The sequence below is a fragment of the Nonomuraea glycinis genome, from assembly GCF_014646515.1.
In the GTDB taxonomy this organism is placed as follows: Bacteria; Actinomycetota; Actinomycetes; order Streptosporangiales; family Streptosporangiaceae; genus Nonomuraea; species Nonomuraea glycinis.
Genome location: NZ_BMNK01000002.1, coordinates 14088 through 33096, shown reverse-complemented (window position 1 = coordinate 33096; position 19009 = coordinate 14088). Strand labels below are relative to the sequence as shown.

The window sequence follows — 19009 nt, the reverse complement described above, 5'->3', positions numbered from 1 at the left end:
AGTGAGCAGTGTGGCCAGACCGACGAACGATCAAGACATAGTGGAGATCTTGAGGGCGGTTCGGGTCGGCGACATCGTCTCGGGGACGATCACGCAGGTGGGACGTCCTCACGGGGCCGCGGTGAGGCTCGACGGGCGGCTGAGTCTGGCCTCGGCGGACATCGGGCCTTTGGACGTCTCCTGGTGTCGTCTGCCGGACGGGGTCATACAGGTCGGCCGGCGCGTCACCGCCGAAGTGATCGATGTCGATGAGGAACGGGGAAGGATCGGCCTGTCTCTGGCCGCGACCGAGAATCCCGAACTCTGGGCATTCCTGAAAGGACTCCGCCCTGGCGAGGTACTCAGCGGCAAAGTGGCAGAGGTGCAGCGCTTTGGTGTGTTCGTGGCGCTGGATGATGGGCCGCCGCATCCCGTCTATCCAGGAGTAGGTTTCATCTCGATCCCTCAGCTGTCCTGGCGACATTTCGATGAGGTCTCTGAGGTCGTCGAGGTAGGACAGCGGGTCACCTGCTCCGTTCTCTGCTTTGATACCACACACGGCGAAGCCAGGCTCTCCCTTCGCGCACTTCAGCCTGATCCTTTCCAGAGGTTCGCCGACGCGGCTCGCGAGGGACAAGAGTTCTGCGGAACCGTAACCAAGCTCGTCCCGTTCGGAGTCTTCGTCAGAGTCGTAGAAGGCATCGAGGGCCTGGTGCCCTTGGATGAGCTCGTCTCCATGCCTGTCGAGACCCCGGAACAGGTCGTTCAGGTCGGCGACCGCGTCAAGGTGACCATCATCAGCCTAGATCGCGACGCCCGCCGATTGCTCCTCTCACGCAAGAAGGCTGGTTCTGATCCCCTATCGCCTTGATGGCACCTGGACGGGGGCAGCACGGACAAGGGCCTGTCCACAAGCACAATCCTCAAGGTGCACCGCATCGTTTTCGGCGGCATTCTCAAAGATGGCCTAGCTTGTGCGGCACGGTTTGTGGATGCCTGATCTGCAGGCTGCGGCGAGAGCATGAGGATGGTGGCGGGCTTGGATTGGGCGGCGTTTGAGGACGAACTGGTGGCAGGCGTCGTCGTGAAGGTGGCTGAGCGCGCCTCCGCGGGTGATCGGCTGTATGCGGCTGGGCTGGCCGAGATCTATGCCGAAACCGATGGTGTGATCGGGCTGCCGATGCTGGGCGCCGTCTCTGAGGAGGAGGTGGCCAGGGATGAAGATCTGCTCTGGAGCGTGCCTGATTGGGACACCCAGTGGTTTGAATGGTTGCCGGAAGGCCGCTGGAGGCAGTGGGAGCAGACGCTGACCGACGAGGCCGGTCGAAGCTCGACACGGCATTGGGAACGGACCTTCGCCAGGTACCTGATGGTCCTCACCCGGGTGTGCACACGCGCCCGCAAACAGTTGCTCGCAGCTGGGGCGACCGACCGGCAGTTCGTGGTGGTGCTACTGACCGACGACGATGAGGAGGAACAGCTCCTGCGCCGCATCCTGGGCGAGCGCGAGCTGCAGCGTCTATTTCCCGGCTACGACCAGGCGGCAGCCGTGACCACCGAACTGGAGGCTAAGGAACCAGCGGACCGTGCCGTCCACTACGCCCGAGCGCTCAGCGATGGGGGCGGCCTAATTGGTCCGGAGAATGCAGAGAGGAGGCTGCGCGACCTCGGCCCTGTCGCGCTCCCGGTTCTGACCGACCTGTTGATCCAAGGCCCGGACCGGTGGAGGGCAGCGAAGCTGCTCGCTGACATCGGCTACGCCTCCGACGAGGTGATCGAGGCACTTACCCACGCACTGAGGCGCACCACTGGCGCAGACCAGAACTGGGTCGCGGCTGCCCTGTCGCGCCTAGACCGGCTGGACATCGTACTGGTCGCCCCCGACCTTCCCAGCGAGGTAGTGGTCGCCGCAGTGTCAGCGCCGTATTCGTCATTTCGCGATCAGGCGACATCGCCACCTCTCCTCGACTACAGCCCGCTGGAGAGGTTCCTGACGGACCACGTAGAGCTGAGTGAAGCCGTTTCCGAGCGGCTGAGCCCGGGATCGAGCTATTGCACGATCCGGGCCGAGGAAGTCGGGACCGCGATCGACGCTCTGCGCTCGCCACACCCTGTGGTCCGTCGCCATTCCGTCTGTGTCCTCGGTGAACGCGCCCTCGGCGCCGTTGTAGGTCGGCAGGTCATCCCTTGTCTCACCGCGGTCGTCGTCAACGATCCCGACTCTGCTACTCGCCGTCTTGCAATCTTGTCCCTGCAGTGGTGGAAACACGACGCCCGGCACTGCGCCGAGACAGGCCGCCAGGCGCTCCACGATTCAGATCCCAACGTACGCGCCACCGCGCAACGCTGGCTGGACGAACTGAGCCAATGAGCTGCGGCGGCTGGGAGTGACCACCGGCGGCGGAACCCCGGTGGGCGAAGTCATTCGTTGATGTGCTGCGGATTGGCCGTCATGTACAGGCGCCGGACGCTCTCTCGCAGTGCTTTGCCGGCCTGCGCGGAGGTCATCCGGCCGGCGGCCACCTCGTCCCCGGCCGCATGTCCAAGGGCCATCGTGGCCGTCAGCAGCCAGATTGGCGAGAGAGCGGGGTCGAACTCCCCGCTGTCCTGGCCGCGTCGGATCAGCCTCTGCAGCCGGTCGGTGATCGGAACGTGCCTCTCGTAGGACTTCTGCGGGTCGATCGTCGCTACCGACGGGTGCAGCAGTAACGGATATCGCTCCAAGAGGTGCCAACTGGTGTCCAGCCATCGCAAGAGAGCTGCGGTCGCCGGGCCGGCGTCGATGTCGGCGGCGTCGATCGCGGCGATTGCGTCATCCGTGATCTGGTCGATCACCGCGCTCAGCAGCGCTTGCCGCGAGGGGTAGTGGGCGTAGACCGTTTGGCGGGCCACCCCCGCCGCGGCCGCAATCTCTTCCACGCTCGCGTCGGGCCGCTGACCGAGCACCCTTACCGCTGCCCCGAGCACGGAGGTGGCGCTGCGGTCGGCGTCGGAACGGCGACGACGCCTGGGCCTGTTGCTGCTTATCTCAGACACAGTTGTCAAGGGTAATCTATGGCGATACCTTGGACATGGCTGTCAGAGATAAGCAAGGGGCGCGCTCGCATCGCGCCGACCACACTTCCGGAGGTACGCATGGCCGGCCCGCACATAACGCCCGCGACTGATCTGGCTGGGTACTTGACCCGCTACCCCCACGAAGTCACCTTCGGCGACGAGGAGCCGGAAACGGTCATGGATCGGTATCACACATCCGATTACGAGCTCGTCAACGATGGGATTCTCCTTGACCGGAAGCGGCTGCTCGACCACATCCGCCCCGCTCGCAAGCGGGCGACTGCCGTTCAGGTAGAGGTGGACGAGGCAATTGTCGATGGCGACCGGGTCGCCGCGCGTTACCGGCTGATCGCGTCAATGCGCAAGGGGAACGTCATCGCCACCGAGATCTACATGTTCGGCCGACTCGCCGATGACGGACGGCTGCGCTGGGTCACCCAACTGACTCGCACGAGCCCGGCCACGGATGACCAGGCCATTCGGGGGTGATTTGCATGAGCGAGTCACAGCTGAGAGGGCGACTCAGAAGTGCGAGGCCGCAGAACGGGAAGCTCGTAGGCAGGAAACAGGAGAGCGAGGCAGCAAGCTGTAGCGGCGGGTCTGCTCCTGGTGCTCGTCCTCGAAGTCGCCCGTGGGTGAGGCGGTGTCGGCGAAGACCCGGCACTTCCCCATACCGAGAGCCCCATAAAAGAAGGCTCTGCGCCCATACTGAGATTGGAGCCTCAGAAGGAGCGGAGCCTTGAACGACGGCAACACGCCGGGCACCTTCGGCGACCGAGTCCGTTACTACCGCGACCGCGCGGGCATGACCCGATCCGTCCTCGGCGAGCTGTGCGGACGATCCGCCGAATGGGTCAAGGCGATCGAGACGGGCCGGTTGCTGATGCCGCGGCTCCAGCTGCTGATCCGCCTGGCCGAGATTCTCGACGTGACGGACCTTGGTGACCTGACCGGCGAGCAGCGCATCACCAGCACTGTCTACGGCAGGCGACGCCACGAACAGATCGACCGCATCGCGGCCGGTGTCGTCGACTACCCGTTCGTCTCCAGAGACCAGGAGCCGGTGCTGCCGGCGACGTTGGCCGCCAACGTCTCCCAAGCCTGGATGGTCTGGCACGGATCGCCCCAGCACCGCAGCGCCGTCGCCACCATCCTGCCGCGCCTGCTGCAGGACGCCCGGATCTCAGCGCGGCTGCTGGAGGGCCCTGATCGACGGGCAGCCCTGGTCGCGCTCGCGCAGGTGTACCACCTCGTGCAGCTCTACCTGTCCTTCCAGCCTGTGCCCCACCTGATCCTGCTGGCCGGCGACCGCGCCATGCTCGCCGCTCAGGAGGCTGACGACCCCCAGGCGGTGGCCGCCGCAGCCTGGTACATGAACCATGTCTACCGCGACGCAGGCGAAGCAGCCGAAGCGCGCATCGACCTCGCCCACCACGCCGCAGCCGAGTTGCGGCCGGACGACAGTGAGCAGGACCGGTCCCTGTGGGGGCTGCTCCACCTGGCCATCGCGTTGTCGTACGCCAAGACCGGGCACCGAGGCGACGCCGAGCGCCATTGGGATCACGCCGACCGCGCGGCCCGCTCGCTCAGCGCACATCATCCGTGGCTGCTGTTCGGGAGGGAGACAGTCGACGCCTACGCGGTCACGATGTACGCCGATCTCACGGACGCTCATGAGGCCGTACGGCAGGCTGACCGGCTCGCCCTGACAATGCCCTCGGCGACGCGCCGGTCCTTCCACACCATCGAGATCGCCCGTGCCTATCACCTCAAGCGCGAGCCACTGGCCGTCGTGCATCTGCTCAACAGGGCCTATGCCATCGCCCCGGACACGATCGCCTACAACCTGTTCACTCGCGCTGTCGTACAGGAGTTGGTGACGGTAGGCGGCGCGACGGTCCGCGAAGACGCCCGGGAACTGGCACGTAAGCTGCCCCTCGATCCCGTAGCGTAACTGCATGGGTACGTACTGTACCTATCTGCCTATGGGTATGGTCCTTACCCGTGCCCATGGGGAGTTGGCGCGACAGTGGCAGCGTGCCAAGCCATGAAGTGACGCCCCTTACGAGCATCGTTGGTGAGCCAGGAGGCCTGTACGTCTGGGACGCCTGCGGCAGCACCGGCCGTACCGTCCTGGGCGTGACCGATCAGCCCCTGGTCGCTCGTCTGCGCCTCGTGACCGCCATGCTGTCCATGCCAGACAACGGGGCCTACGGTGTCATCCGATCTGCCCGGCTCGACCCGATGGTCGGCTATCCCCGTTACGTCTATGGCCGCGTACTGGTCCGCGTGAGGCGTGGTGCGGCGGGCCTGATCGAGGCCGCCGATGACTGCTGACCCGGTCGTCATGTGGGAGCCCTACCAGCCCGGATACGGCCGTCTGCGGGTCACGGAGACGTCCTGTTGTGGTGCCTTTGAGTGGGTGTGCCAGGGTGGCCTGTTCGTCATCCTCCGCTCCATGGGGAACGGCGACGAGGAGACAGGGCGTGGCGTCTACAGCGAGACGCGGGCGGTCTGGGACAAGCTCGTCTTCGCCCACCACAGCGAGAATCACGCGCCTCGCGACGCTCCACGAACGTGGCGCGGTGTGCGTACTGACTCCCTCCCGTGAGTAGTTCGGCCGTCCCGCATCCCATCGTCGTGGCGGTCGGGTACGTCGAGCTGCCCGACCGCATGGTGCCCTTCGGACGGCGGCTCGATACGTGGGTGGCAGACAAGAAGCGCCTGAAGGACTCCACCGTGACGCGGAGGCCATTCGGCTTTACGGCAAGCCGGGGCTCGGTCATTGGGCTGCCCCATCCCTTACGGACGGGTCATCGAAGATCCTTGACGCTCTGAGTGGATATTTGATCAGCGTCAAGGAAGGCAGCGCGCCGACGGCGCGCCCAAGAAGGACAGCCCGAGCGCCAGCGAGGCCCTCGCGGGCGGGTGGGCGTAGACGGCCAAGGGCTCAGATGGTCAAGGGGTGGGGGAGCAGGGCACAGCAAAAAGGCCCTTCCGAAGAAGGGCCCTTCGACCTGCGGAGGATCGGGGATTTGAACCCCGGATGGTGTTGCCACCAAACCGCATTAGCAGTGCGGCGCCATAGACCTGACTAGGCGAATCCTCCCGGTAGCCACGCGGCTCAGGACAGCGTACCGGCCTTCTGGCAACGCAGCAAAGCGGTTGGCAGGCGCGTCTCCCTCAACAGTTGTCCACAGCCTGTGCATAAGTGGCTGTGGACAAAGCCCGCTCCTGCTGGAGCGGGCTTGAGGCTGTGGATAACCAGCTTAGGCGGGGTTCGCCTCGCCCTCGATCTCAATCTTGATCTTCTTGCCCACCAGGACGCCGCCGGTCTCCAGGGCCTGGTTCCAGGTGAGGCCGAAGTCCTCGCGGTCGATCTCGGTGGTGATCGAGAAGCCCCAGACGACGCCGCCCCACGGGTTGGTGCCGACGCCACCGTGCTCGACGGTGAGCTCGACTTCCTTGGTGGTCTCGCGGATCGTGAGGTCGCCGACGACGGTGAACTCGTCGCCCGAGTGGCTGGTGACGCGGCCGTTCCGGAAGGTGATCTCCGGGAACTTCTCCGCGGACAGGAAGTCGTCGCTGCGCAGGTGGCCGTCACGGTCGGGGGCCTGCGTGTTGATGCTCTCGGTCTTGATGGTGAGCTCGGCCGTCGACTCAAGCGGGTTCTCGGCGACCGTGACCGAGCCGGCGAAGTCGGTGAAGTCGCCACGTACCTTGCTGACCATCATGTGCTTGACCGTGAAGCCGACCCGGGTGTGGGCGACGTCGATCGTGTAGGTGCCTGCGGCGGGGATGGTCAGGCCGTTCCAGGTGGTGGTGCTCATAGTGGGGTCCCTCCGAGGAACAAGAAGCTTGCGGTGCGGATGTTTGCTACAACGAACTTCTACACGAGGAATATTCCGCACGTCAACTAACGTCGGTTAGAGTGTGAACGTGACGCACATTGACGACCCCCGGCTCACGGCCATGGGCCTCCTGGCGGAGGTCCATGCCGGAGTGACGGCCCGGATGCAGCCCGTTTTCGGCGCGGCCGGACTGTCAGAGATCGATTTCGAGACGTTGATCAGGCTCGGACGCTCGCCACAGCAGCGGCTCCGGATGACCGATCTATCAGCCCAGACGGGCCTGTCCACCAGTGGCGTGACGCGAGTCGTCGACCGTTTGGAACGTGACGGTCTGGTCCGCAGGCAGGGCTGCGACACCGACCGGCGGGCCTCCTACGCCACCCTCACCGACGCCGGGCGGGACAAGCTCCAGGAGGTGCTGCCGCGACACCTCGCGGACATCGACGACATCCTGACCGGGGTGCTCGGCTCGGCGGAGCTGGAGTCGTTCCTCGCCACTCTCCGTAAGATCAGGGACGTCGTACGGCCCTGCGCTACGGCGGGGGCGGGCGACGCGGAATCCCCAGCTCGGATCTGAGCTTGGCCATCGCCCGCGACACCGTGCTCTTCACCGTGCCGACGCTGATCCCCAGAGTGCGCGCGATCTCCGGCTCCGTCATGTCCTCGTAGTAACGCAGCACGATCGCGGCGCGCATCCGCTCAGGCAGCCGCTGCAACGCCTGTTCGAGCCGTTCCTGCATGTCGCAGGGGGTTTCCACCACGCCCGCGACCTCGGGCAGTTCGTCGGAGGGATACTCCTCCAGCTTGCGCCGGCGCCACTGGGAGATGTTGATGTTGACCATCGCCCGCCGCACATACCCGTCGAGCGCGCCCCGGTCCTGAATGCGATCCCACGCCAGGAACGTACGGGTCAGCGCGTTCTGCAGGAGATCCTCCGCGTCCAGCGGATGACCGGTGAGCTGCTTGGCGGCGCGCAGCAGTGCCGGCCCGCGCGCCTGTACGTACGCACGGAACTCCTCGTCGAAGCCGGTGGTCTGCATCGTGGCCAGAATCGCAGCCGGATGCTCTGTTCTGACTGAACCGCAATTCAGGATTCGGCCCGCCGACGATAAAGGTAGGTCAAGGTTGGTGGCGGTTTGTACGTCGCCGGATGTCATCTCCTTCCCTGGGGGATGCGTATTTTGCTCTCTTCTGTGCCGTACGGCGCGAGCCCCTTCGGAGTCGTGTGACCCTAGTACCCGGGACGAGGGGAGGAGCCGATGAGCCATCCGAGCGTCGAGCATCGCCGGGTGCTCGCGGCAGCGGTGCTGGGCCGGGAGCCGGCCGCCCCGAGCACGGGGGCCGAGGACGGCGAGCCGCTGCGCGCGGTCACAGGGGAGATTCGCGACATCAGCCCTCATTTGATCGTGGTCGAGACCCCTGAGGGCGGCGAAGAGCGGTTGATCATCGCGCCGTGGGCGACCGCCTGGCACGGCGGCGACACCCCGCCCGGAGACCTTCCCGTCGGGGCCCGCGTGACGATGCGAGCGCTGCGCGACGGCCGGGTGGTGGAGCGCATCTGGGCCGACACCATCCGCCTGACCGGGACGATCGTGTCAATCGACGGCCGTAAGGACATCACGGTCAAGCTCGACTGCGGCCCGCATCGCGGCCGGCGGACGGCCATCATCCCCTACCGCGCCAGCGGTCGCCTGCGGGTGCGCCATCCGCAGTTCGAGCCGGGCTACCTCTTCGATGCGATCGGCGTGCGGAAGGACGGCGTGTCCCTGGCGCTGCTCCCGGCGACCTCGCAGCCGTCGCACCCCGCACCCCCGCCTCCCTACACCGGGATGCAACCGAACATCTCCGGCACCATCACCTGGTCCGACATCTTCGACGCCGAGGAGCGGGGCGCCGCCTACCCGATGGTGGAGCCCTCCGACGCCGCCTGCCCCGATGCGGGCATGTCGTGCGCGGGCCTGCCGTACCTTGCCATCGGGTCACTGCTTCATGTGCGGAACGTGTGCGCGAGCCGGTCGGCGAGCATGCCGATCGTGGCGTGCGGCTGCGTGGCGGGCCGCTTCTGCGACCGATGTGTCCAGTGCGGCACCTCGCCGCGCGGCCGGATCGCGGAGCTCGCCCCCGCCTCCTTCGTGGAGCTGGGCGGCGAGCTGATCGACGGGTGTTTCAACGCGCAGATCGGATGGGGGTGACGCACGTGCTGGCATCACAACTGCCGGTCCTGATCGTCCTGCTGAGCCTGGGGACGGTCGCCAAGATCGCTGCCATACGGTCGGGCTCGCCGGGGACGTTGGCCCAGTTGGGTCCCGCGGTCCTGGTGCCCGATCGCTTCCGGCGGGCGGCGCTGCTCTGCTGCGCGGTGGCGGAGGCCGGGCTGGCCGCCGGGCTGCTGGTCACCGCCCACCCGCTCTTCCGATGGGCGACGGTGGCTTTCTGCGCCATGTCCACGTACATCCTCCTCGAGCTGCGCAGGCGGCGGCCCGATGCCGGCTGTGGGTGCTTCGGCGAGGTCAGCTCGGCGCCGGTCGGGTGGCGGTCGATAGGCCGGACCGTCGTGCTGACCGGTATGGCGGGGATGTCGGTGTGGGCCGAGGGGCCGGGCTGGCTGGCCTTCGCGCATCCGTCCTGGGAGTATCTGCTCGCCGGCGTGGTCGTGCTCGCGCTGCTGTCGCCGGAGATCGAGACGCTGGCCGAGCGGGCCCGCTATCGAGCGCCCTGCGAGCAGCGCCGTGGCCCGGCCGAGAGCGTCACGCTGACGCGGCTCAGGTCGAGTGAGGCCTGGCAGGCCCACGAGGCGCACCTGAGCACGGCCGAGCCGTACGACAGCTGGCGCGAGTTGTGCTGGCGCTTCTTCGCCTTCCGCAACCACGACGAGCACGACGTGGTCTTCGCCGTCTCGCTGGCCGGGCGCCGGCCGACGGTGCGGGTCGCGGTGGTCGGCTCGGAGGACAGCAAGCCTCTGCCGGTGTATAAGCCCGTATCGGTGTGACGCTAGAGCAGGCTAGACATCCCTCGACGGTCCCTCGACGGGCATGACGATATAGCTCTATTGGGCTATCTAGCTTCCCCACTAGACAGCCCAATAGAGATCTAGGGGTGCCGCTCAGACCGGTTGGGCACGCAGGAACCTCCCGAAGTGCGGCACGGTGAACGCGATCAGGCCGCGCTCGGCACTGTAGATCAGCCCCTTCTTGATGAGGCTGTCGCGGGCGGGGGACAAGCTGGACGGCTTGCGCCCCAGCGCCTCCGCCACCTCGGCGGTGGGGACCGGCTCGTCGCCGATCTCCGCCATGGCGTGCATATAGTCGCGCTCGGCGGGGGTGGCGCGCTCGTAGCGGCTGCCGAAGAAGCCAACGGCGAGCTCCTCCTCGGCCTCGGGGGTCGACACCTTGACGTCGTCGAGGGTGATCGGGGTGCGCGGCGCCAGGTCCCAGGCGACCTTGCCATAGGCCTGGACGAAGTAGGGGTAGCCGTCGGCGGCGTCGTAGAGGGCGTCTAGCGCCTCCTGGGTGAACTCGACCTCCTCCTCGCGCGCCGGCAGGATCAGCGCCAGGTCGGCCGCCTCACGGTCGAGCTTGTCGATGCGCGCGTAGCGGAAGAGCCGCTCGGAATAGCTCTTGCTGGCCGACAGCACGCTCGGCAGATGCGGCAGCCCGGCGCCGACCACGATCAGCGGGCCACCCGACTGGGACAGCTCGTGGCAGGCGGCGCAGAGCGCCGAGACGTCGGCGGCCTGCACGTCCTGCATCTCGTCGATGAACAGGGCGATGCCGACGCCGAGATCGGTCGCCACGGCCGAGGCGTCGACGAACAACTCGGTGAGGTCGATCTCCAGGTCGCCGGAGTCGGCCCGGCCCCGGCTGGCGGGCACCTCGATCCCGGGGGACCAGTGCGAGGTGCCCTTGGCCGCGGCCGGATCGCGCATGGCGAACGCCTTGAGCACACCGAGGAACTCCTCGATGCGCTCCGGCGCGCGATGCCGGGGGGCCAGCTCGCGGATCGCCATGTGCAGGGCGGCGGCGACGGGACGGCGGATCGACTGGTCGGGCCGGGCCTCGATCTTGCCCGTGCCCCACAGCCGCTGGATCGCCATGGACTTGAAGGTGTTGAGCAGGACGGTCTTGCCGACGCCGCGCAGGCCGGTGATGACCATGCTGCGCTCGGGACGGCCGCGGGCCACCCGCTCCAGCACGACCTCGAACTGCTGCAGCTCGCGATCGCGCCCGGCGAGCTCCGGCGGACGCTGACCGGCTCCGGGGGCATAGGGATTGCGCACAGGGTCCACGCTCTCGGACTCTATTGCCGGATATAGCGGCCGTCTTAGATTCGGGAAGAAAGGCCTACGGCGTGTCCGGGCAGGGGCGAGCGCGAGCGCCGTCATCGAACACACCCCCTCCCACCAGGCCGAACCCTTGTTCGAGTCGAGTACCTAAGACTGTAGCGCGCACTCGAACACCTGCGCGATGTTTTCGAGTAAAGAAGTTTGCAACGTGGCGCCCTGTTCAAACGTCTGGGTGGTGTGGAGTTCGAGGATTTCGTCCGCGCCAGGGGGCCCGCCCTACTCAGATACGGCTACGTGCTCTCCGGCAACCCCGATGACGCCGCCGACCTGGTGCAGGAGGCGTTGCTCAAGCTGAGCGACACCTGGAGGAGGGTGCGCAACAAGGACAATCCCGAGGCGTACGTACGCACGATCATGGCTCGTCAGCACATCAGCTGGTGGCGGCGCAGACGCCGGGAGCACCTGACGGACGACGTGCCCGAAGGCTCCTACACCGACCGTCACGCGACCGGCGAGCTCTGGCGGGAGCTGGCCTCGCTGCCGAGGAAACAGCGCACCGTGCTGGTGCTGCGCTATTTCGAAGACCTGCCGGACCAGGAGATCGCCGACATCCTTGGTATCTCCTGTGGAACGGTGCGAAGCCAGGCATTCCGCGCGCTCCAAACGCTGCGGGTCAGACCTGCGATGCTCGAAAGGAGACGGACATGAGGACCGAGGACGACCTGATCACTGCGCTGCGTGGGGGGGCGGACGATGCCCCGATGCCCGACCTGATCGCGGGCGTGGCACGGCTCAGGCGGCGGCGCGGCAGGAGACGTACCCACCTTCTGGCCGCTGCGGCGGTGATCGCGGTGGCGAGCACGGGCACGGCGGTCACCCTCAGGGGCGGCGAGGTCGCTCCCGCGCATCCCGCCGTGACCACGTCCGCGAGCGTCGCGCCGCCATCCGGCGGCCCGATCGCGCCGGCTCCGGCGAAGATCTCGACGGTCCGCGCCGCCGACATCTGGCCCGAGGCGCTGTTCACGATGCCGGCGAAGAACGCCGATGGCTGGCGCTACCGGCCGATCACTGCGCTCAGCGCCACCGAGGTGCTGCTCAGCGCGGAGTCGTCGTTCGAACGGGCAGGGAGATTCGAGATTTACGACAGCAGCTCCGGCAAATCCAGAGTAGTAACGGAAGTGCCGAAAAATCCGGACCTGGAGGGGTACATAACGCAGACCGCCGCCGTCGATGGGCGGACCATGGCCTGGTTCTCCTTCGGCCAGCAGGCTGATGGGACGCCGGTACGCGACATCTGGACGGCGCCCCTGGCAGGCGGGCAAGCCAGGCTCGTCACCACCCGCACCGGCCCTGACGCGGACATCGACGAGATCGCGGTCAACGGCGACAGGGTCATCTGGTCGCTGGCGCAGGGTGGCGTCTGGGAAGTCCCCTCGACGGGAGGAACCCCTCGACGGTTGCCGGGCAGCGACGGATTGCACCTGATCAGGTGGCCGTGGGCCGGCGACGTGGGCTCCGGCCCTGGCGACAGAGAACGCGGCCAGACCAAGGTCGTGGACCTGACGAACGGCTTCGTCTCCGAAGTGGCCGCCCAGAAAGATGTGACGGGCTTGCGGTGCGCCCCGTTCTGGTGTGTCGGCCGCGCCAAGAGTGGCGGTTTCGTGCAGCGCATCGACGGGACGGGCAGCCTGCGAACACGAAAGCTCGTCCATATCGGACCCCTGACGCCGTATCCCATCCTGGACCGGTTCCTGTGGACAGGCAGCAGTGTGTACGACATGCGGACCGGCAGGCTGGCGACCATCGACAACCCCAGCACCTGGTACGGCTCCGGAACGTCCTCCGAACCCAGCACGATCCTCTACTGGGGAGCCAGCAAGGGGGACAACCCGGACAAATTCCGGGTGCTGAACTTGGCAGCCGTGCCGCCCGCGCAATAGCGTTCGACCTCATGCGGACCTTCGCGAACGTACAAGAACTCAAGGCGAGCGTCGGCGAGAAGTTCGGCCCGACGGAGTGGCGCACGATCACCCAGGAGCAGGTCAACCTCTTCGCCGACGCCACCGACGATCACCAGTGGATCCACGTCGACGTGGAGCGCGCCAAGGAGGGGCCGTTCGGCGGGACGATCGCGCACGGCTATCTGAGCCTGTCGCTGCTTCCGGCGTTCATGTTCGAGCTCATCCGGGTCGAGGGCATCGCGATGGGCGTCAACTTCGGCCTGAACAAGGTCCGCTTCCCCCGGCCGGTGCCGGTCGGCGTGCGGGTCAGGGCCACCGCGGAGCTGTCCGACGTCAAGGGCACCCCCGCCGGCTACCTGTCCAACCTGAAGATGACGATCGAGATCGAGGGCGAGCGGCGTCCCGCCTGCGTCGCCGAGACCCTCAGCCTGTACGTCCCCGCTCCCGAATAACTCCTCTTTCGCCTCTCATGCAACACAAGGGCGCGCTCGACAGTCCCTGGGTTCGTGGACCAAACAGCTGAAACGGCTGCCTTCGACGAGTTCATCCGAACCCGGGGCGACGCGCTCCTCCGGTACGGCTACGTGCTGGCGGGCAACTCCGAGGATGCGGCCGATCTCGTCCAGGAGGCGCTGGCCCGCCTCGGAGACGCCTGGCCTCGCGTACGCAAGAAGGACAGCCCCGAGGGCTATGTGCGCACGATCATGGTCAGGCTGCACATCAACGCGTGGCGACGGCGGCGCCGGGAGGACCTGGTGGCCGCCGTGCCGGAGAGCGGCCGTGTCGACCAGTACGGCGACGCCGACCTGTGGGCCGAGCTCCAGGAACTGCCGCGCAAGATGCGGGCCGTGCTCGTGCTGCGCTACTACGAGGACCTGCCCGACGCGGAGATCGCCCGGATCCTCGGCGTCTCGCGCGGGACCGTACGCAGTCAGGCCGCCCGTGCCCTGGACAAGCTCCGGATCAAGCGAGTGCTGCAGGAGGCGCGATGAGAAGCGAAGAAGACCTGATCAGGACCCTGCGCACCGCCGCCGACCAGGCCGCGCAGCCGCCCGCGGCGCCGGGCTCGCTGCCGCCCGGCTCGCTGCGGCCCGGCTCGCTGCGGCCCGGCTCGCTGTCGCACGCGGTCGCCGCGCGCCGCCGCGCCCGGCGGTTCCGGCAGCGGGCGCAGGTGGCGCTGGCCACCGCCGCGGTGGTGATCGTGGCGGGGGGTACGGCGGCCGTCCTGTCCGGCGGAGGCTGGCAGGCGCAGCCGGCCGTCACGGTGGACGAGCCCACGGAGGACAAGCCCACGGTGGGGGAGCCGCGTCTGCAGGTGCGGCCCGCAGGCGAGGTGTGGCCCGGGGCCGTCGTCAAGATGCCCGCCAAGGCCGCCGATGGCTGGAAATATCGCCCGGTGACCGGCATCAGCCCGACCGAGGTGCTGGTGACCGCCGAGTCGTCCTTCGAGAAGGCGGGACGCCTGGAGGTGTACGACACCTCGACCGGGACCGCGCGCGTCGTGGGCGAGATGCCCGCGCCCGAGGGGGTGAAGGGCTACTTCTCCCAGGCCGTTGAAGTGGGGGAGAAGTACTACGCCTGGTACGGCGAATCACCGAACAACCGCGATAAATGGGCAGATTTCTGGATCATGCCAAGAGAGGGCGGGACGGCCCGGCAGGTAGGGGAGGTCACCGGCGACCTGTCCCGAGTGGAGCGCATCGGTGTCACCGACGATCACCTCGTCTGGTCCGTGCGCCAGGGCGGCGTCTACCGCATCCCGCTGGCCGGCGGCGCTCCCGAGAAGATCGACGACACCGACGGCCTCCACCTGACCTCCTGGCCCCTGGCGGCCGGCTACGCGCCCGGCAAGAGCGGGGAGAAGAACCAGAACCGCGTCGTCAACCTGGAGACCGGCCAGTCGACGGCCGTCGAGGCGGCGCCGGGTACCACGCAACTGACCTGCGCCACCGACTGGTGCTTCGGCGCGCAACGTGACCGCACGGTCGTGCAACGGATCGACGGGTCCGACCAGGAGCAGCTCCCTGAAGGCATGGAATTCTTCGGCGGCGAGCTCCTCGGCGAGCGGTTCGCGCTCGTCTCACCCTCTTCTGGCGGTGACCCGGCCGGCGACTACATCCCGGTGAGAATGGTCTACGACCCCGCGACAGGCCAGATCGGCGGCGTCCACAGGAGGTCGCCGGAGGGCTCGACCAGTTACGGCTTCGGCACCTCCTCCTCGCCCACCACGATCATGTACTGGGACGAGGACAAGAAGGGGCATCGGGAATGCCGGACGACGTCCCCTGCGGGGAACGTGTCCTGCCAGAGCACGGAGAGGGGCGGCGGCAAGGAGTTCACGGTGCTGAACACGCTGGCCATCAAACCAGCGAGTTGACGATCGCGGCCGCCGCCACCAGCGCGAGCAGCCCCAGATAGCCCAGCACGAGCCGGGTGTCCCGCAGCACGCACTTGCTCCGGGTCAACCCGGCTCGCCGCGCCTTCCAATAACCAGCGAACCCCAGCCCCGCGAACCCCAGCAACGCCCACGGCCCCAGCAGCCAGGCCAGCAGCGCGATCGTCGCGTACACACACAACCGGAGCGGATCGTACGGCTCCGCCTTCTGCTCGGTGGTCACGTGATCACCTCCAGCGGAAGCCGTACCCTCGGCTCCGACGCCACCGCGGACAGCCGCTGGGCCGACAGCTGCGGCCACGCCTGCACCGCGCAGAACGGCGCGCACTGATCCTGGGCGGCCCGCGTGCCGACGTGCACGCAGCACTGCGTGAGCCGCTCCTCGATCATCGTCGAGATGTCCATGAACGGCTTGACCGTGATCCGCACCACCCGCTCACCGAGCATCCGACGCAGCTTCTTGCGCCTGCCGGGCAGCGCCGACGAGGCCAGCGTGAGCAGGGTGGACACGCCGAGGTCGCAGTTCTCGCAGATGTTGCGCCACAGGTCGCCCACCTGCGGGTGCGACAGCGACGACTGCTCCGACAGCAGCCCGAGCAGCGACTCCTGTACGGCCAGCCGCAGCTCGCGGGGGATCTCCGTGTCGGCGATCCGGTTGGAGACCAGGCCCAGGTTCTCCTTGAGCCGGTCGTGGCCGATCAACGCCACCAGCGAGCGCCACTGCTCGGCGTCGTCGCGGATGAGGTAGCCGACCGAGCAGCAGTGCGGGTGCGAGCACGGCAGCGCTGTCAGGTCGCGCCAGGTCACCAGGCCGTTGGTCTGCGGGCCGAGCCGCTTGAGCACGCCGGTGTGCGTGAGCCGGTCCATCGCGTCGATCGCGCCCGACCTGCCCGAGCCGAACTGCGGCTGCAACGACACCCCGCCGATGAACGGCGTGTCGAGCGCGAGCCGTACGACGTCGCCGATCTCGCCGTCGTTCACGCCCAGGGCGGCGGTCATCACCAGCGTGGTGAAGATCTCCCGCTCCGACAGCCGTTGTACGGCCTGTTCCTTGAGTCTGCGCAGGTCACCGCCCCGGTGGTGTCGCGACGCCTCGGCCGAGGAGCCGTCGTACTGCAGGTAGACCTCGACCCGCTCGCGGTGCTCGGTGAGCAGGTCGAGCAGGGAGTCGTCCCTGGCGATCAAGACGCCGTTGGTGTTGATCAGGATGCGGGTGATGGGCCGCTCGTGCAGCTCGGCGAGGAGCGTCTTCAGCTCGGGGTGCAGGGTCGGCTCGCCGCCGCTCAGCATCAGCACGTCCAGCCGGCCGTTCTCTCTGGCCAGCCGCTGGTCGATGTTGGCGAGCACCTCACGGACCGGGACGATGCCGCTCAGGTCGGGCGAGCTGCCGGCGAAGCAGGTGGGGCAGCGCAGGTTGCACGCCTCGGCGATGTCCTCCAGGAGGATGCAGGTGTGCTGGGTCTGCATCTCGGGCAGCCCGTCGAGGTAGGCCGCCGGAACCGGCGCGAAGTTCCCCGAAATATCCGGCAGGTGCTCCTTGGTGGGAGCGGTCCATTCTTCGAGGTACGCGAGAATCTCCGGATCCTCGTCGTAGAGCGTGCGCACCAGCCCGTGCTCGCGGCACCCGCGCTCCAGCCACACCTTGCCGTCCCTGGCCGCCAGATAGCCGCTCAGCCGCTCCACCTGGTCGAGGTCCTGGCCATGGCAGTGCGGGCAGAACGCGTTGACGTAGCGGAGAATGCGGTCACCCCGCAGTCCCATTCCTGAGCTCATGTCATGACCTTTCGCTGGAAAAGTGGATCGTAGTGGCCGCGTCGCCAGCCGTACGCCACCCGCAACCCGAGCAGCAGCAGGCCCGGAACGAGGAAACACTGCGGGCCGGTGAGCTCCAGCCACAGGATCTCGTTCGCCCGGGTGAACTCCACCAGGAACCGGAAGGTGGCATATCCCGCCAGATAGAGCGTGAACAACTCACCCGGCACGGTAAGCCGCTTACGTGCCCAGACCAGGGCGGCGAACGCGGCCAGATGGAAGACGATCTCGTAGATGAACGACGGATGCATCGCCTGCCCGGCCAGGCAGCCGGGGCACTCCGGTGTCGATGCCGGTGCGTGCACGCCCCACGGCAGGAGCGTGGGCCGTCCCGGCGCTTCGGTCAGATGGCAGCCGATCCGGCCCACCGCCATGCCGAGCGCCACCGCCGGGGCGAACAGGTCGCCGGTGCGCTCCCGGTAGCCGATGATCTTCTTGGCGATCAGGACGCCGACGTACGCGCCGGTCAGGCCGCCGAGGATGCTGCGGGAGCCGTACATCCACAGGTCCGCCAGGCTCAGCGTCTCCAGCCAGCCGGCCAGTCGCATGCCGATCGCGCCGCCGACCAGCGCTCCGGTGACGGCGACCAGCGACTGCTCGTTCAGCGCGCCCCGGCGGCGGGCCTCACGGACGAACACCACCGAGGCGACGAGCACCCCCAGGCCGACGAAGATTTCGTGAAGGGGGAGCATGGTCAGCCGTACAGGCCCGGGTTGATGCCGGTGCAGAAGCCGGCCGTCGTGATCGACCACAGCGCCCAGCCGATCATGAGCCCGAGGCCCATGCCGGTCGCCCAGGGCTTACGGACGAACAGCAGCCCGATCCCGGCGACCAGGCCGACGACCACCAGGATCACGGCCCCGACCGCGACCAAGACGGAGGGGCTGGGGCCGCCGCTGGTGGAGGTGCCCTGGCTCAGGGCGGCGAAGAAGATGAAGAACCCCAGCACGGTGTTCACGGCGCTGTAGATGCCGACACCGGCGAAGGCCATCCCGACAGCCACGCCTGTGGAGTTATTGGAGGGCGGGGGCGGCGGCCCCCACTGCGGCCCTTGCCCGTACGGAGGAGGCGGCGGCCCTTGCCCAGGATGTCCCTGACCAGGAGGTCCTTGCCCGTACCCCGGGGGCGGCGGCCCTTGCCCGGCCATGCCTTGTCCGTACGGGGGTGGCGGTCCTTGTACGGGGGGTCCTTGCGGAGGCGGCGGTCCCTGGGGGGCCTGGTGAGGCGGGGGCCAGTCCTGGCCGTGGTCGTCCGGCTCCCGAGGTGGTGTGCTCACGTGATCTCCCCTCCGATCCCGTACAGGCTAGAGGGCGTGGATCGCCGCCCGATCGATGCCGTCATCTAGACGTACAGTCCGGGATTGAGCCCTGTGCAGAAGCCGGCCGACACGATGGACACCAGCGCCCACCCGATCATCAGCCCCATCCCCAGCCCCTGCGACCAGGGCTTACGCATGAACACCAGCGTCAGCCCGAGCCCGAAGGCGAAGGCGGCGAGGAACGCCGCCGCGATGCCGACCCCCACGCTCGACCCCGTGGCCACGGCGATGAACCCCACCACCACATTGACGACCACGTAACCGAAGAGCCCCGCGAACGCCAGCCCGACGATCAGTCCCGTTTGACGAGGCTGCTGGGGCGGCGGAGGCGGTGGCGTGCTCACGGCGTTCAGA

Annotated in this window: 23 protein-coding genes and 1 tRNA gene; 14 read left to right on the top strand and 10 right to left on the bottom strand. The window is 67.8% G+C overall.

Annotated features, from left to right (window positions below; genetic code table 11):
* The first annotated feature begins 10 nt into the window (after positions 1–10).
* Positions 11–850: a S1 RNA-binding domain-containing protein gene (locus tag IEY87_RS05215; protein ID WP_225277175.1), complete on the top strand. Its 840-nt coding sequence runs from the start codon at positions 11–13 to the stop codon at positions 848–850.
* A 150-nt stretch (positions 851–1000) separates the two neighbouring features.
* The gene (locus IEY87_RS05210; protein ID WP_189137359.1) at positions 1001–2350 is read left to right on the top strand and encodes a DUF4303 domain-containing protein; all 1350 of its coding nucleotides are present in this window, start codon (positions 1001–1003) and stop codon (positions 2348–2350) included.
* A gap of 50 nt (positions 2351–2400) precedes the next feature.
* On the opposite strand, the gene IEY87_RS05205 is transcribed toward IEY87_RS05210, so the two are convergent.
* Positions 2401–3015, bottom strand: coding sequence for a TetR/AcrR family transcriptional regulator (locus tag IEY87_RS05205; protein ID WP_225277176.1), 615 nt, complete (start codon positions 3013–3015; stop codon positions 2401–2403).
* 144 nt (positions 3016–3159) lie between these two features.
* On the opposite strand from IEY87_RS05205, the gene IEY87_RS05200 reads away from it, so the two are divergent.
* From IEY87_RS05200 to IEY87_RS05185, 4 genes are all read left to right on the top strand, one after another.
* Complete coding sequence (locus tag IEY87_RS05200) at positions 3160–3525, top strand: nuclear transport factor 2 family protein (RefSeq protein ID WP_225277177.1); 366 nt, start codon at positions 3160–3162, stop codon at positions 3523–3525.
* 250 nt (positions 3526–3775) lie between these two features.
* On the top strand, positions 3776–4990 hold the full coding sequence (locus IEY87_RS05195; protein WP_189137357.1) for a helix-turn-helix domain-containing protein: 1215 nt from the start codon (positions 3776–3778) through the stop codon (positions 4988–4990).
* 185 nt (positions 4991–5175) lie between these two features.
* Positions 5176–5373, top strand: a complete 198-nt coding sequence (locus IEY87_RS05190) for a hypothetical protein (RefSeq protein ID WP_189137356.1) — start codon at positions 5176–5178, stop codon at positions 5371–5373.
* Positions 5363–5647 carry a hypothetical protein gene (locus IEY87_RS05185; RefSeq protein WP_189137355.1) on the top strand — a complete coding sequence of 95 codons (285 nt, stop codon included), beginning with the start codon at positions 5363–5365 and terminating at the stop codon, positions 5645–5647. Before IEY87_RS05190 ends, IEY87_RS05185 begins: the two co-directional genes overlap by 11 nt.
* A gap of 409 nt (positions 5648–6056) precedes the next feature.
* On the opposite strand, the gene IEY87_RS05180 is transcribed toward IEY87_RS05185, so the two are convergent.
* Both IEY87_RS05180 and IEY87_RS05175 read right to left on the bottom strand, forming a co-directional pair.
* Positions 6057–6145: transfer RNA gene (locus IEY87_RS05180), tRNA-Ser, on the bottom strand.
* 160 nt (positions 6146–6305) lie between these two features.
* Positions 6306–6866 carry a YceI family protein gene (locus tag IEY87_RS05175; RefSeq protein ID WP_189137354.1) on the bottom strand — a complete coding sequence of 187 codons (561 nt, stop codon included), beginning with the start codon at positions 6864–6866 and terminating at the stop codon, positions 6306–6308.
* A 109-nt stretch (positions 6867–6975) separates the two neighbouring features.
* On the opposite strand from IEY87_RS05175, the gene IEY87_RS05170 reads away from it, so the two are divergent.
* Complete coding sequence (locus IEY87_RS05170) at positions 6976–7464, top strand: MarR family winged helix-turn-helix transcriptional regulator (protein WP_225277178.1); 489 nt, start codon at positions 6976–6978, stop codon at positions 7462–7464.
* On the opposite strand, the gene IEY87_RS05165 is transcribed toward IEY87_RS05170, so the two are convergent.
* Positions 7421–7927 carry a SigE family RNA polymerase sigma factor gene (locus tag IEY87_RS05165; RefSeq protein ID WP_189137353.1) on the bottom strand — a complete coding sequence of 169 codons (507 nt, stop codon included), beginning with the start codon at positions 7925–7927 and terminating at the stop codon, positions 7421–7423. The two genes, IEY87_RS05170 and IEY87_RS05165, sit on opposite strands and share 44 nt — an antisense overlap.
* A 219-nt stretch (positions 7928–8146) precedes the next feature.
* Between IEY87_RS05165 and IEY87_RS05160 the strand changes: the two genes are divergently transcribed.
* The gene (locus tag IEY87_RS05160; RefSeq protein ID WP_189137352.1) at positions 8147–9079 is read left to right on the top strand and encodes a hypothetical protein; all 933 of its coding nucleotides are present in this window, start codon (positions 8147–8149) and stop codon (positions 9077–9079) included.
* A gap of 5 nt (positions 9080–9084) precedes the next feature.
* On the top strand, positions 9085–9876 hold the full coding sequence (locus IEY87_RS05155) for a MauE/DoxX family redox-associated membrane protein (protein WP_225277179.1): 792 nt from the start codon (positions 9085–9087) through the stop codon (positions 9874–9876).
* Between the two features lie 114 nt (positions 9877–9990).
* On the opposite strand, the gene IEY87_RS05150 is transcribed toward IEY87_RS05155, so the two are convergent.
* The gene (locus IEY87_RS05150; protein ID WP_189137351.1) at positions 9991–11172 is read right to left on the bottom strand and encodes an ATP-binding protein; all 1182 of its coding nucleotides are present in this window, start codon (positions 11170–11172) and stop codon (positions 9991–9993) included.
* Between the two features lie 234 nt (positions 11173–11406).
* Between IEY87_RS05150 and IEY87_RS05145 the strand changes: the two genes are divergently transcribed.
* Genes IEY87_RS05145 through IEY87_RS05125 form a run of 5 tightly spaced genes read left to right on the top strand, consistent with a single transcriptional unit; the run spans position 11407 to position 15507 of the window.
* Positions 11407–11877: a SigE family RNA polymerase sigma factor gene (locus IEY87_RS05145; protein WP_225277180.1), complete on the top strand. Its 471-nt coding sequence runs from the start codon at positions 11407–11409 to the stop codon at positions 11875–11877.
* The gene (locus tag IEY87_RS05140) at positions 11874–13109 is read left to right on the top strand and encodes a TolB family protein (protein ID WP_189137350.1); all 1236 of its coding nucleotides are present in this window, start codon (positions 11874–11876) and stop codon (positions 13107–13109) included. Before IEY87_RS05145 ends, IEY87_RS05140 begins: the two co-directional genes overlap by 4 nt.
* An 11-nt stretch (positions 13110–13120) precedes the next feature.
* Positions 13121–13582, top strand: a complete 462-nt coding sequence (locus IEY87_RS05135) for a MaoC family dehydratase (protein ID WP_189137349.1) — start codon at positions 13121–13123, stop codon at positions 13580–13582.
* A 54-nt stretch (positions 13583–13636) separates the two neighbouring features.
* Positions 13637–14122, top strand: coding sequence for a SigE family RNA polymerase sigma factor (locus IEY87_RS05130; protein ID WP_189137348.1), 486 nt, complete (start codon positions 13637–13639; stop codon positions 14120–14122).
* Positions 14119–15507, top strand: coding sequence for a hypothetical protein (locus IEY87_RS05125; RefSeq protein ID WP_189137347.1), 1389 nt, complete (start codon positions 14119–14121; stop codon positions 15505–15507). Before IEY87_RS05130 ends, IEY87_RS05125 begins: the two co-directional genes overlap by 4 nt.
* Here the strand turns inward: IEY87_RS05125 and IEY87_RS05120 are convergent.
* From IEY87_RS05120 to IEY87_RS05100, 5 genes are all read right to left on the bottom strand, one after another.
* The gene (locus IEY87_RS05120; protein ID WP_189137346.1) at positions 15491–15748 is read right to left on the bottom strand and encodes a hypothetical protein; all 258 of its coding nucleotides are present in this window, start codon (positions 15746–15748) and stop codon (positions 15491–15493) included. The two genes, IEY87_RS05125 and IEY87_RS05120, sit on opposite strands and share 17 nt — an antisense overlap.
* The gene (locus IEY87_RS05115; protein ID WP_189137345.1) at positions 15745–17298 is read right to left on the bottom strand and encodes a radical SAM protein; all 1554 of its coding nucleotides are present in this window, start codon (positions 17296–17298) and stop codon (positions 15745–15747) included. The genes IEY87_RS05120 and IEY87_RS05115 overlap by 4 nt, the downstream gene beginning before the upstream one ends.
* Positions 17295–18029, bottom strand: a complete 735-nt coding sequence (locus IEY87_RS05110; RefSeq protein ID WP_189137344.1) for a prolipoprotein diacylglyceryl transferase — start codon at positions 18027–18029, stop codon at positions 17295–17297. The genes IEY87_RS05115 and IEY87_RS05110 overlap by 4 nt, the downstream gene beginning before the upstream one ends.
* Positions 18030–18031: 2 nt before the next feature.
* Positions 18032–18340: a hypothetical protein gene (locus tag IEY87_RS45500; protein ID WP_225277181.1), complete on the bottom strand. Its 309-nt coding sequence runs from the start codon at positions 18338–18340 to the stop codon at positions 18032–18034.
* Between the two features lie 338 nt (positions 18341–18678).
* Positions 18679–18999 carry a hypothetical protein gene (locus IEY87_RS05100; RefSeq protein WP_225277182.1) on the bottom strand — a complete coding sequence of 107 codons (321 nt, stop codon included), beginning with the start codon at positions 18997–18999 and terminating at the stop codon, positions 18679–18681.
* Positions 19000–19009: the final 10 nt, after the last annotated feature.

Excerpts from the sequence above, each read along its gene's own strand:
- IEY87_RS05160 (WP_189137352.1), top strand. The coding sequence starts at position 8,147 with ATGAGCCATCCGAGCGTCGAGCATCGCCGGGTGCTCGCGGCAGCGGTG.
- IEY87_RS05165 (WP_189137353.1), bottom strand. The coding sequence starts at position 7,927 with ATGCAGACCACCGGCTTCGACGAGGAGTTCCGTGCGTACGTACAGGCG.
- IEY87_RS05175 (WP_189137354.1), bottom strand. The coding sequence starts at position 6,866 with ATGAGCACCACCACCTGGAACGGCCTGACCATCCCCGCCGCAGGCACC.
- IEY87_RS05185 (WP_189137355.1), top strand. The coding sequence starts at position 5,363 with ATGACTGCTGACCCGGTCGTCATGTGGGAGCCCTACCAGCCCGGATAC.
- IEY87_RS05140 (WP_189137350.1), top strand. The coding sequence starts at position 11,874 with ATGAGGACCGAGGACGACCTGATCACTGCGCTGCGTGGGGGGGCGGAC.
- IEY87_RS05135 (WP_189137349.1), top strand. The coding sequence starts at position 13,121 with ATGCGGACCTTCGCGAACGTACAAGAACTCAAGGCGAGCGTCGGCGAG.
- IEY87_RS05115 (WP_189137345.1), bottom strand. The coding sequence starts at position 17,298 with ATGAGCTCAGGAATGGGACTGCGGGGTGACCGCATTCTCCGCTACGTC.
- IEY87_RS05110 (WP_189137344.1), bottom strand. The coding sequence starts at position 18,029 with ATGCTCCCCCTTCACGAAATCTTCGTCGGCCTGGGGGTGCTCGTCGCC.
- IEY87_RS05125 (WP_189137347.1), top strand. The coding sequence starts at position 14,119 with ATGAGAAGCGAAGAAGACCTGATCAGGACCCTGCGCACCGCCGCCGAC.
- IEY87_RS05210 (WP_189137359.1), top strand. The coding sequence starts at position 1,001 with ATGAGGATGGTGGCGGGCTTGGATTGGGCGGCGTTTGAGGACGAACTG.